At 39.5% G+C, this 12,017-nt stretch carries 10 protein-coding genes; 8 read left to right on the forward strand and 2 right to left on the reverse strand.

Annotated elements, in window-relative coordinates:
• Window positions 1-29: 29 nt before the first annotated feature.
• Entirely contained in the window at window positions 30-1,295 is a 1,266-nt protein-coding gene (locus HMPREF2571_RS03215; RefSeq protein ID WP_049545158.1) for an aminotransferase-like domain-containing protein, read from the reverse strand.
• Between the two features lie 159 nt (window positions 1,296-1,454).
• Between HMPREF2571_RS03215 and HMPREF2571_RS03220 the strand changes: the two genes are divergently transcribed.
• From HMPREF2571_RS03220 to nox, 6 genes are all read left to right on the forward strand, one after another.
• The gene (locus tag HMPREF2571_RS03220) at window positions 1,455-1,985 is read left to right on the forward strand and encodes a DUF5067 domain-containing protein (RefSeq protein WP_049545157.1); all 531 of its coding nucleotides are present in this window, start codon (window positions 1,455-1,457) and stop codon (window positions 1,983-1,985) included.
• Between the two features lie 136 nt (window positions 1,986-2,121).
• Window positions 2,122-2,631 (forward strand): ECF transporter S component, encoded by a 510-nt coding sequence (locus tag HMPREF2571_RS03225; protein ID WP_048675476.1) that lies wholly within the window; start codon window positions 2,122-2,124, stop codon window positions 2,629-2,631.
• Window positions 2,632-3,489: a pyridoxamine kinase gene (locus tag HMPREF2571_RS03230; protein ID WP_070847186.1), complete on the forward strand. Its 858-nt coding sequence runs from the start codon at window positions 2,632-2,634 to the stop codon at window positions 3,487-3,489. It abuts the gene before it with no gap.
• Window positions 3,479-4,009: an ECF transporter S component gene (locus tag HMPREF2571_RS03235; protein WP_070847188.1), complete on the forward strand. Its 531-nt coding sequence runs from the start codon at window positions 3,479-3,481 to the stop codon at window positions 4,007-4,009. Before HMPREF2571_RS03230 ends, HMPREF2571_RS03235 begins: the two co-directional genes overlap by 11 nt.
• A 138-nt stretch (window positions 4,010-4,147) precedes the next feature.
• Window positions 4,148-5,686: an ABC-F family ATP-binding cassette domain-containing protein gene (locus HMPREF2571_RS03240; RefSeq protein ID WP_002891178.1), complete on the forward strand. Its 1,539-nt coding sequence runs from the start codon at window positions 4,148-4,150 to the stop codon at window positions 5,684-5,686.
• 290 nt (window positions 5,687-5,976) lie between these two features.
• A complete protein-coding gene (gene nox, locus HMPREF2571_RS03245) occupies window positions 5,977-7,350 on the forward strand; it encodes a H2O-forming NADH oxidase (RefSeq protein ID WP_070847190.1) in 1,374 nt (457 codons plus the stop codon).
• 95 nt (window positions 7,351-7,445) lie between these two features.
• Here nox and HMPREF2571_RS03250 read toward each other — a convergent pair whose 3' ends face one another.
• Window positions 7,446-8,432, reverse strand: a complete 987-nt coding sequence (locus HMPREF2571_RS03250) for an L-lactate dehydrogenase (RefSeq protein WP_004182359.1) — start codon at window positions 8,430-8,432, stop codon at window positions 7,446-7,448.
• 219 nt (window positions 8,433-8,651) lie between these two features.
• On the opposite strand from HMPREF2571_RS03250, the gene gyrA reads away from it, so the two are divergent.
• Together gyrA and HMPREF2571_RS03260 are read left to right on the forward strand one after the other, a co-directional pair.
• Window positions 8,652-11,120, forward strand: a complete 2,469-nt coding sequence (gene gyrA / locus HMPREF2571_RS03255; protein ID WP_070847192.1) for a DNA gyrase subunit A — start codon at window positions 8,652-8,654, stop codon at window positions 11,118-11,120.
• Complete coding sequence (locus tag HMPREF2571_RS03260; protein WP_060972462.1) at window positions 11,120-11,881, forward strand: class A sortase; 762 nt, start codon at window positions 11,120-11,122, stop codon at window positions 11,879-11,881. Before gyrA ends, HMPREF2571_RS03260 begins: the two co-directional genes overlap by 1 nt.
• Window positions 11,882-12,017 lie beyond the last annotated feature (136 nt).

Raw genomic sequence — 12,017 nt, forward strand, 5'->3', positions numbered from 1 at the left:
ACCACCCGTTAGACGGGTGGTTATGATTGTCACTTTGTCTTTTTTAAAATTTTTATAAAGGATTCCAGTTCCTGTCCATGACCTATCTGCAGATAAGTTTCAGAAGTTGGTCTAATAAAGGATGATTCTAAAAAACGAATCTGCTTGTGGGCTTTGAATTTTTCAAGTGAAAACTCCTTAGGAAGTTGCCAGGTCACATGTCTAGGGGAAATCTGATAAGGAATGCTAACCTTAGATTTGGCAATGATTGCTTGACTTTTAGCCATGTTTTGTTGAAAGAGGTCACCAAGTTTCTTAATGTTTTTTTGGAACATGCCATTTTCGAGATAAACGGAAAGTGCTTTTTGCATGATGAGATTGGTATCATAGTCAATAAGTCCCTTGTGGCTCAAAAAGGTAGACTTAAGATTAGGAGGTAAGACAAGGCTACCTAGGCGCAAACCTGGAAAAAGGGTCATGGAGAAGGATTTGATATAGATGGTCTGATTTTGGGTATCATAGTAGTGAATAGGGAGATTTTTACTATCACTAAAGTCTCCCATATAGTCATCTTCCACTATATAAACATTATACTGATTGGCAAGTTGGGCTAGCTTTTCTTTTTCGCTAGCATTATAACTTAATCCAAGAGGATTGGAGTAACGACTGATAGTATAGAAGAACTTAATCTGTCCAGATTTAAAGTACTCTTCCAAGCGGTCAAAATCCAAACCATCAAAACCACGGTTAATCGTCTCGTAAGCTAGATTTTGACGGTTGACAAGCTGGTTCATGCGATGATAGGTAGGTTGTTCTAAAAGAATTTTGTGGCCACCATTACCAAAATCCATCTGTGAAAGGATATAGAGGGCCTGTTGACTTCCTGAGGTTATGACAATCTGGTCCGAATTGACATAAATATCGTCAGCAATTAATCGACTCTTTAAGGCTTCAAGCAAATCTTTGAGTCCAGCTTGTTCATGATAATAGTTGAAGAGGTAGTCCTGATGACCCGCCAAACTTTCATCCAAACAAAGTTTAAAATCCTCGTAGGCCAATTGATTGTAATCGTTAAGGTTAAGAAGGACCTTATTATCGACTTCATTGCGTCCTTCGAGAACATAATAGCCACTTTTGGGTACGGCGTAAATATAGTTTTGATACTTGAGTTCCAAGAGTGCTCTTTGGGCTGTATCCTTACTACAGGCATAAGTCTGGCTAAGTTGACGAATAGAGGGAAGCTTACTCCCTTTTTTTAAAGTACCATTTTGGATATCTTTGATAATGGTCTCGACAATATCTTGATAAATACTCATAACTGACCCCTTACAGATTTTTCCTTATTTTACCTTACTTCCCTTCTCAGAGCAATAGGCCCAGAGAAATTTGACAAGATTATTAGATTTTGACATAATAAGAAGGTTGTAAGGTAAAACTAAATTCCCCTTCCAAATAAGTTTAAGGAGATTATAAGAATGACTTTTAAGAAAATCTTAGGACTTCTCGCTCTTGCATGCTTGACTATTATCGGTTTGTCAGCTTGTACACCCGAGAAAGAGCCTACTTGGACCTACGATAAAAACAAAATGCTATTTACAGGACAAGATGCAAGTGTACAAGTTCTTTCTGCAACTAAAATCGAATCACCAGAAGGTCAAAAAGCTGTACGCGTTCACTATAAACTTAGCAACTCAAGTAAAGAAACCATGAATGCTTACACTCTTTTGATGAAGGTAGTCCTTGATGTGAAACAAGAGAAGGAAGAAGTGAAGGTGGCAACAATAGTCTTTTCTAAAGATGATGACCGAGATAAGATTGCAAATAAAACCACGATTGCTCCTAAGGAAGTTAAAGAAATCGTTGTTGACTATGCCGTTGCGGATTTTGATCATGATCTTAACATTGATTTCTCTGATTATGGTACTGAGGCAAACGCGACAGCCAAGCTTTCACTACAAAATCTTGAAAAGGCACCTGTCAAATATTTTGATAAAAAAGCTCAATAAGTTTGATCACCACACGTTCGTGTGGTTTTTTTATTGCTCAAAATCTGTACCCATACAGTAATAAAAATACTATCTTGTTTAATCGTCAGAATTTTCATAAACTTATACTATATTTATTGACTAAGGAGTTTTAGGTATGTCAGCAAAACGTTTAACCATTTCTGCATTTTTCATGGCACTTGTCATTATTTTGAGTTCGAGTCTCTTATCTATCCCTGTGCCAGGAGGTCATTTCTATTTTAACGGGATTGTTATTTTCTTAGTTGGTTTAATTTTCCCACCTACAGAAGCAGTTATTATTGCGGGAGTAGGTTCCTTTATTGGAGATTTTCTTTTTTACCCTCTTCCTATGTGGGTAACTCTAGTAACACACAGCCTTCAAGTTCTTGCTATTGCACTCATTGTTGGAGGGCGTTTAGGAGAATTGAGCAAATCTAGGGCATCTTTAGGTCTCTTGCTTGGGGCTATTATTGATCTAGTAGGTTATGGCTTAGGAAGAGCCTTTATCTATGGTACGCCAGCTTATGCTATTATGAAGATTCCATTTGACCTTGTAGCTGCTATTCTTGGTTTAGGAGTGGCCTATTACATTTATTTCCACACAAGCTTTGTTAAACAGTTTAAAAAGACTTGGGAAGGGAAATAGATGACCATAGTAATTGTTGCCAATGACCTCGTTGGTCTAGGTAAGGTTGCTTTGACTAGTAGCCTCCCTATCATGTCAGCCTGTCAAACTGAAGTCCTTCCCTTGCCAACGGTTCTTTTATCTTCGCATACAGGGGACTTTAATAATATTTATGTACGGGACCTTACAGATGACCTAAAAGGGTTTTGTAAGCAGTGGGAGCACTTGGATTTTAAAGTAGATGGCCTTGTGAGTGGTTATTTTAAGTCAGAAGAAGAACTAAAACTTGTAGGTCAATTAGCTCGCGATAAAGAGATACCTCTATTTGTTGATCCTATTATGGCTGACAATGGCCGTCTCTATCAAGGTTTTGATAGAAACTATGTAGAAGCCATGAAAGATTTCTGTCAACAAGCAGATGTCATCATTCCCAATCTGACAGAAGCTGCCTTGTTGACGGATACTCCATATCTTGAAGCAGGTTCCTATGATAAAGTCACTGTTGAAAAGCTTTTGAGAGATTTGACCAAGCTTGGCCCTCGGAAAGTTATTGTGACAGGTATCTCTTTTGAGACAGAAAAAATGGGTTTGGCTTATTTTGATAAAGAGACTAATGAAACGGCTTATCTTATGAGGAAAAGTTATCAATCTCATTTTTATGGTAGTGGAGATTTACTAACGGCAATCTTATCAGCTGGTTACTTTTATAACCTAGATTTACTAAAGGTTTGTGATTTGGCCTTGGATGTCATGGATAGAGTTCTTTCATCAACACTGTCCGATGGTCGTCCTTTAAAATATGGTCTTTGCTATGAGCACCATATTGGTTTATTATTTAGTGGTTTTAATGCCCTATTGGAGGAGAAAAATGAAAAGTGATAAAACACGTGAATTAGTTATCTTAAGTTTGTATGCAGCTTTAATTATTGTGAGTGTGCAGTTTATTCGTATTCCTTTTGGACCTCAATTTGTCCATTTGGGAAATGCCCTAGTTGTGATTGCTGTTTTGATTTTTGGAGCCAGAAAAGGTGCGCTAGTCGCAACAGTAGGGTTAGGACTGTTTGATATTCTCAATGGTTATGCTGCTGAGGTCTGGATTACTATTTTAGAATCCTTGATTGTCTGTCTGGTGCTCTATTTTGTTTTTGAAAAGCTACTAAAATCAAATGACAAAATGGCTAATATCATAATCATTGGAGTTATAGCTGCAGTAACCAAAATTATTTTGAATTTTATTAAGTATACGATTATTAATAGTATCGTTGCGGGTTTACCAGTAAATGCTGCCATGGTATTGGCACTTACTAAAATAGGGGGAACCTTTGGAACATCAGTAGTGACTATTATTGCAGTTCCTCTCCTATATCCTGTCTTTAAACGTATTTTACAGAGAAACTAAAGAGTTAGCAGGTTGGTCCTGTTTTTTCTTTTTAATTTTCCAGAAGCATAGGTCCAAATTTTCACTAAAAAATGGTAAAATGGTAGAGTTAATGTCAAGAAAGGAAAGGGCTGAAGACTGTTTTAGCCCAGATATGCTATGTCTATTTTAGAAGTCAAAAATCTTAGTCACGGATTTGGTGACCGTGCTATTTTTGAAAATGTCTCATTCCGTTTGCTCAAAGGTGAGCATATCGGTCTTGTCGGTGCTAACGGTGAAGGGAAATCAACCTTCATGTCTATCGTTACTGGAAAATTGCAGCCAGATGAAGGTAAGGTAGAGTGGTCTAAGTACGTTACAGCGGGTTACTTGGATCAGCATGCTGTTCTTGAAAAGGGAATGACTGTTCGTGATGTCCTTCGTACGGCTTTTGATGAACTCTTTAAGACTGAAGAACGTATCAACGAGATTTACATGTCTATGGCTGACGAAGGAGCTGACGTTGATGCTCTGATGGAAGAAGTGGGTGAGCTTCAGGATCGCTTGGAAACGCGTGATTTCTACACACTAGATGCTAAGATTGATGAGGTTGCCCGTGCACTAGGTGTCATGGATTTTGGTATGGATACAGATGTCACGGACCTTTCAGGTGGTCAACGTACCAAGATTCTCTTGGCTAAGTTATTGCTTGAAAAACCTGATATCTTACTTCTCGATGAGCCAACCAACTATTTGGATGCTGAACACATTGCTTGGCTTAAACGTTACCTTCAAGAGTATGAAAATGCCTTTGTCCTCATTTCGCACGATATTCCGTTCCTAAACGACGTGATTAATATTGTCTATCATGTTGAAAATCAAGACTTGGTGCGCTATGCAGGTGATTATGATAATTTCCAATCTGTCTATGCTATGAAGAAAGCTCAATTAGAAGCTGCCTATGAACGTCAGCAAAAGGAAATTGCAGACCTTCAAGATTTCGTTAACCGAAACAAGGCACGTGTTGCTACTCGAAATATGGCCATGTCTCGTCAGAAGAAATTGGATAAGATGGAAATTATCGAGTTGCAGGCTGAGAAGCCAAAACCTGAATTCCATTTCAAGGAAAGTCGTACGCCTGGACGTTTTATTTTCCAAACCAAAGACCTCGTTATTGGTTACGATCGCCCTTTGACCAAGGCTCCATTGAATCTTACCTTCGAACGTAACCAAAAAGTAGCTATTGTCGGTGCCAATGGTATCGGTAAGACTACTTTGCTTAAGAGCTTGCTTGGTATTATTCAACCACTCGAAGGAGAAGTTGAAACAGGTGATTTTATTGACCTAGGTTACTTCGAGCAAGAAGCAGAAGGATCACGTCAGACACCTCTTGAAGCGGTTTGGGATGCCTTCCCAGCCTTAAATCAAGCTGAAGTTCGTGCGGCTCTAGCTAAATGCGGATTAACCTCTAAGCATATTGAAAGCCAAATTCAGGTGCTTTCAGGTGGAGAACAGGCTAAAGTTCGTTTCTGTCTCCTTATGAATCGTGAAAATAATGTCCTTGTTCTGGACGAACCGACCAACCACTTGGATGTTGACGCCAAGGATGAATTGAAGCGTGCCCTTCAGGCCTTCAAGGGCAGTATCCTTATGGTATGTCACGAACCAGAATTTTATGAAGGTTGGACAGACGTTTGGGATTTTAATGAGTTAGTATAGAGATAAAAGAGTGTTGACATTCTCTAAAGAGAAAGTTATTCACTCTTTTTTTATATTTTAAAGCAAAGTAGATTTTCTAGAATTTGGTAAGATAGTGATGGTGTGCAGAAAGGTAACCGTCATCATAAAGTGTTTTTCTGCATATTTTGACTTATCCTATTTGGGTTTTAGAGCACAGAAACTTAATTTGTTCAAAAAGTAACAAAGTCTGAGCATAAAAGGTGTAACCGTTTTCTGATTATGGTAGAATAAAATGGTAAACTATTATCAAAAGAAAGTTGGATAAACTTATGTCAAAAATCGTAGTTGTTGGTGCTAACCACGCTGGTACTTTTAGTATTAATACTATTCTCGATAATTACGGAGACCAAAATGAAGTAGTTGTTTTCGACCAAAACTCTAACATTTCATTCTTGGGTTGTGGTATGGCTCTTTGGATCGGTAATCAAATCTCTGGTTCTGATGGTCTTTTCTATGCCAACAAAGAAGGACTTGAAAGCAAGGGTGCTAAAGTTTATATGAACTCACCAGTTGAGTCTATTGACTTTGATGGTAAAACTGTCACAGCCCTTGTAGATGGTAAAGAGCACGTTGAATCATATGACAAATTGATTTTGGCTACTGGGTCTCAACCAATCTTGCCTCCAATCGAAGGTGCTGAAATTAAAGAAGGTAGCCGTACTTTCGAAGCTACACTTGAAAACCTTCAATTCGTTAAACTTTTCCAAAACGCTCAAGAAGTTATCGATAAGTTGAACGACAAATCTCAAGATATCAAACGTGTAGCGGTTGTAGGTGCTGGTTACATTGGTGTTGAATTAGCTGAAGCTTTCCAACGTCACGGTAAAGAAGTTATCCTTATCGACGTTGTTGATACATGTTTGGCAGGTTATTACGACCATGACTTGACTGAACTTATGGCTAAAAATATGGAAAGCCACGGTATTAAATTGGCATTTGGTGAAACTGTTAAGGCAGTTGAAGGTGATACTAAAGTTGAACGTATCGTCACTGATAAAAATGCTTACGATGTCGACATGGTTGTCCTTGCAGTAGGTTTCCGTCCTAACACAGCTCTTGGTGCTGGTAAATTGGAAACATTCCGTAATGGGGCTTATCTTGTTAATAAGAAACAAGAAACATCAATCAAAGATGTTTATGCAGTTGGTGACTGTGCTACCGTTTATGACAATGCCCTTGAAGATGTCAACTACATTGCCTTGGCTTCAAACGCTGTTCGTTCTGGTATTGTCGGTGGTCATAATGCCGGTGGTGACGATGTTGAATCAAACGGTGTTCAAGGATCAAATGGTATCTCAATCTATGGTTTGAACATGGTATCTACTGGTTTGACAGAAGAAAAAGCAAAACGCTTTGGTTTCAATCCAGCAGTTGTAGAATCAACAGATCTTCAAAAAGCTGCCTTCATGGAAGATGAAAATGAAGACGTTACAATCAAGATTGTCTATGACAAAGATACACGCAAAGTTCTCGGTGCTCAAATGGTATCACGTATGGACATTTCTATGGGAATCCACATGTTCTCATTGGCTATCCAAGAAGGTGTAACAATCGACCGTCTTCAATTGCTTGATTTGTTCTTCTTGCCACACTTTAACCAACCGCTTAGCTATATTGCTAAAGCAGCTATCTCAGCTAAATAATATTAAACAGCTAATTCAGTTGAATTAGCTGTTTTTTTCTTTTTGAAATACGAAAAAAGCCTCCTACTGGAGACTTTTATTTAACTAATGTCAAATTAGTTTTTTGAAGCTTCTTGGAATTCAGGGTTTTTCCATGCTTCATCAATGATAGCTTGCAATTCATCAGCAGAAGCTTTCATTTTTTGTTGTTCAGCATCGTTCAATGGGATGTTAACTGGACGTACAATACCGTGTGCACCTACGATAGCAGGTTGACCGATAAAGACGTTGCTTACACCATATTGACCTTCTTGGAATACAGACAATGGAAGTACTGCATTTTCATCGTCAAGAATAGCTTTAGTGATACGAGCAAGAGCTACGGCGATACCATAGTATGTAGCACCTTTTTTGTTGATGATTGTGTAAGCGGCATCACGAACACCTTCGAACAATTCAACCAATTCAGCTTCTTGAACGTTTTGAGTATCTTTAAGGAATTCTTCAAGGTTTACACCGGCGATGTTAGCGTGTGACCAAACGGCAAATTCTGAGTCACCGTGTTCACCCATGATGTAGGCGTGAACTGAACGAGCGTCAACATCAAGTTTTTCAGCAAGTGCTTGACGGAAACGAGCTGAGTCAAGTGAAGTACCTGAACCGATAACGCGTTCTTTAGGGAATCCTGAGAATTTCCATGTTGAGTAAGTCAATACGTCAACTGGGTTAGCTGCTACAAGGAAGATTCCTTTGAAGCCTGATTCAACAACTTGAGTAACGATAGATTTGTTGATAGCAAGGTTTTTACCAACAAGATCAAGACGAGTTTCACCTGGTTTTTGTGGAGCACCAGCAGTGATAACTACAAGGTCAGCATCCGCACAGTCTTCGTATTTAGCTGCGTAGATTTTTTTAGGTGAAGTGAAAGCAAGCGCGTGGCTAAGGTCAAGCGCATCACCAACAGCTTTTTCGAACAATTGTGGAATTTCGATGATACCAAGTTCTTGAGCGATACCTTGGTTTACAAGTGCGAAAGCGTAAGATGAACCTACGGCACCGTCACCAACGAGGATGACTTTTTTGTGTTGTTTAGTTGCAGTCATGGGTCTAAACATCTCCTTATTTTTTAATTGGGTTACCCCGTACACTGCTTATTCTACCACTTTAAGTGATGGATGTCACGAAATAATAAGGAAATAATAGATGAAAGCGTTTACACAACTGAAAAGTAAAGCGTTTTATGGTATAATATTATAGAAATTTTCTATACTCTTTTATTAGAGTTTGGAATGATTTGAATGAAAGAAAAGAGGCATTTTTGAGTGCAAGATAATAATTTAATTGACGTTAATTTGACGTCTGAGATGAAGACGAGCTTTATCGATTATGCCATGAGTGTTATCGTGTCTCGTGCTCTCCCAGATGTTCGTGACGGTTTAAAACCTGTACAACGTCGTATTCTATATGGAATGAATGAGCTTGGGGTGACACCTGATAAGCCACATAAAAAATCTGCCCGTATTACCGGGGATGTCATGGGTAAATATCACCCACACGGAGACTCATCTATCTATGAAGCCATGGTTCGTATGGCGCAATGGTGGAGCTACCGTTACATGTTGGTTGACGGTCACGGGAACTTTGGTTCTATGGATGGTGATGGGGCTGCCGCTCAGCGTTATACTGAGGCACGTATGTCTAAAATCGCCTTGGAAATGCTTCGTGATCTCAATAAGAATACCGTTGATTTTCAAGATAACTATGATGGATCAGAACGTGAGCCAATCGTTCTTCCGTCACGTATTCCAAACCTTCTTGTCAATGGTGCGACAGGGATTGCCGTTGGTATGGCGACTAACATCCCACCACACAATTTGGCTGAAACGATTGATGCTGTCAAATTGATGATGGATAATCCTGAAGTCACAACACGTGAACTGATGGAAGTTCTTCCTGGTCCAGACTTTCCAACTGGTGGCTTGGTCATGGGGAAATCTGGTATTCACCGTGCATATGAAACTGGTAAGGGTTCTATTGTTCTTCGTTCTCGTACTGAAATTGAAACAACTAAATCAGGTCGTGAGCGTATTGTTGTCACTGAGTTTCCTTACATGGTCAATAAGACCAAGGTCCATGAACATATCGTTCGTTTAGCTCAAGAAAAACGTATTGAGGGGATTACAGCAGTTCGTGACGAGTCTTCTCGTGAAGGTGTACGCTTTGTCATCGAAGTGCGTCGTGATGCTTCTGCTAATGTTATCTTGAACAATTTGTTCAAATTAACGCAACTTCAGACTAACTTCAGCTTCAACATGTTGGCCATTGAAAAGGGTGTGCCTAAAATCCTTTCCTTGCGTCAAATCTTGGCTGACTATATTGCTCACCAACAAGAAGTTGTGGTTCGTCGTACACAGTTTGACAAGGATAAGGCTGAAGCACGTGCCCACATTTTAGAAGGTTTGTTGATTGCCCTTGATCATTTGGATGAAGTGATTACGATTATCCGTAACAGTCAAACTGATGCTGAGGCTCAAGCTGAGTTGATGGCTCGCTTCGAACTCACGGAACGTCAAAGTCAAGCTATTCTTGATATGCGTTTGCGTCGTTTGACAGGTTTGGAACGTGATAAGATTCAAAATGAGTACAATGATCTCTTGGCTCTGATTGCTGATTTAGCTGATATTTTGGCAAAACCAGAACGTGTCATTGCTATCATCAAGGAAGAATTGGACGAAAGCAAGCGTAAATTTGCAGATGCTCGCCGCACAGAGCTTATGGTCGGAGAAGTTATTTCTCTTGAAGATGAGGACCTCATCGAGGAAGAAGATGTTGTTATCACTCTCTCAAATAAAGGGTATATTAAACGTTTAGCCCAAGACGAGTTCCGTTCACAAAAACGTGGTGGTCGCGGTGTCCAAGGTACTGGTGTTAACGATGATGACTTTGTTCGTGATATTGTCTCAACAAGCACTCATGATCACCTTTACTTCATGACTAATAAGGGGCGTGTATACCGTCTTAAGGGGTATGAAATCCCAGAATACGGTCGCACAGCCAAAGGCTTACCTATTGTCAATCTCTTGAAGTTGGACGAAGGTGAGACCATTCAAACAGTCATTAATGCCAAGAGTGATGAAGCTTCTGAAAATAATCACCTTGTCTTTGTAACTCGCCAAGGTCTAGTTAAACGTACAAAAGAAGCGGAATTTAAGAACATTCGTCAAAATGGGTTGATTGCCTTGAAACTTAGAGAAGGTGACGAGCTAATCAATGTCTTCTTGACTACTGGTAATGAAGAAATTGTCATTGGTACTAAATTTGGTTACAGTGTACGCTTCAAAGAGAACACTATTCGAAGCATGAGTCGTATGGCTGCCGGTGTTAAAGGGGTAACTCTTCGTGATGGTGACCAAGTTGTTGGTGCAGCTGCCATTACAGAAGACCAAGAAGTCTTGATTATCACTGAAAAGGGTTACGGTAAGCGTACCTCAGCTACTGAATACCCAACGAAGGGTCGTGGTGGTAAAGGTATCAAGACTGCCAATATCACAGAGAAGAATGGTAACCTAGCAGGTATTGTAACAGTGTCTGGTGATGAGGATATCATGGTCATCACCGATACAGGTGTTATCATCCGTACTGCCGTTGCTAATATTTCACAAACTGGTCGTGCCACTCAAGGGGTTAAGGTCATGCGTTTGGATGACTCTGCTCGTATTGTAACCTTTGCTTTAGTTGAGCCAGAAGAAGTTGAACAAGCTTCCGAAGATCAAGAAAGTGGTGACAACTAATGAGCAAAGATAAGAAAAATAACGTAACAAAAAAACGCCGTAAGTGGCTTGATATTCTTCGCTGGGTGTTGATTATTGTTCTCTTGGTTGTTGGTTTAGCCTTGATTTTCAATAAGTCTATTCGAAACACAGTGATTGCTTGGAATACAAATAAGTATCAAGTGAGCAAGGTTTCTAAAAAGACTATTGAGAAAAACAAGGAAGCTAAGACTAGCTTTGACTTTGATACCGTTAAATCAATTAGTACAGAGTCTGTCTTGCAGGCACAGATGGATGCTCAAGAGCTTCCTGTCGTTGGTGGTATTGCTATTCCAGAGGTAGGTATCAATCTCCCTATTTTCAAAGGACTCGGCAATACAGAGTTGACTTACGGTGCAGGAACGATGAAAGAAGATCAAGTCATGGGTGGTGAAAACAACTATTCACTAGCTAGCCACCACGTCTTTGGTATTGCCGGTGCATCTGATATGCTATTTTCACCGCTAGATAAGGCTAAGGAAGGTATGAAGATTTATCTTACGGATAAAAATAAAGTCTATACTTATGTTATTAGTGAGGTGAAGGTTGTTCAACCAACTGAAGTAGCAGTAGTTGATGATACACCTGGCAAGTCTGAAGTTACCCTTGTAACTTGTACGGATGCCGAAGCAACTCAGCGTACAATCGTCAAAGGTGAATTGAAATCACAGGTAGATTTTGACAAGGCAAGTTCAGATATTATTGAAGCCTTTAATAAGTCATACAATCAATTTCAAAGTTAAGAAAGGGCCTTCGGGCCTTTTTCAATGGAGGAAAATATGTTTTTAAATACAGTGCACCATGTTGCCATCATAGTTTCTGATTATGAGTGCTCTCGAGATTTTTATGTCTTGAATTGTCAAATTAAGTGCATACTTT

The sequence above is a fragment of the Streptococcus sp. HMSC068F04 genome (genome assembly GCF_001837455.1).
Taxonomy (GTDB): domain Bacteria; phylum Bacillota; class Bacilli; order Lactobacillales; family Streptococcaceae; genus Streptococcus; species Streptococcus salivarius_D.

Bases quoted from the DNA above. Each gene is read 5' to 3' on its own strand.
- HMPREF2571_RS03215 (WP_049545158.1), bottom strand. From the start codon at position 1,295: ATGAGTATTTATCAAGATATTGTCGAGACCATTATCAAAGATATCCAA.
- HMPREF2571_RS03220 (WP_049545157.1), top strand. From the start codon at position 1,455: ATGACTTTTAAGAAAATCTTAGGACTTCTCGCTCTTGCATGCTTGACT.
- HMPREF2571_RS03225 (WP_048675476.1), top strand. From the start codon at position 2,122: ATGTCAGCAAAACGTTTAACCATTTCTGCATTTTTCATGGCACTTGTC.
- HMPREF2571_RS03230 (WP_070847186.1), top strand. From the start codon at position 2,632: ATGACCATAGTAATTGTTGCCAATGACCTCGTTGGTCTAGGTAAGGTT.
- HMPREF2571_RS03235 (WP_070847188.1), top strand. From the start codon at position 3,479: ATGAAAAGTGATAAAACACGTGAATTAGTTATCTTAAGTTTGTATGCA.
- HMPREF2571_RS03240 (WP_002891178.1), top strand. From the start codon at position 4,148: ATGTCTATTTTAGAAGTCAAAAATCTTAGTCACGGATTTGGTGACCGT.
- nox (WP_070847190.1), top strand. From the start codon at position 5,977: ATGTCAAAAATCGTAGTTGTTGGTGCTAACCACGCTGGTACTTTTAGT.
- HMPREF2571_RS03250 (WP_004182359.1), bottom strand. From the start codon at position 8,432: ATGACTGCAACTAAACAACACAAAAAAGTCATCCTCGTTGGTGACGGT.
- HMPREF2571_RS03260 (WP_060972462.1), top strand. From the start codon at position 11,120: ATGAGCAAAGATAAGAAAAATAACGTAACAAAAAAACGCCGTAAGTGG.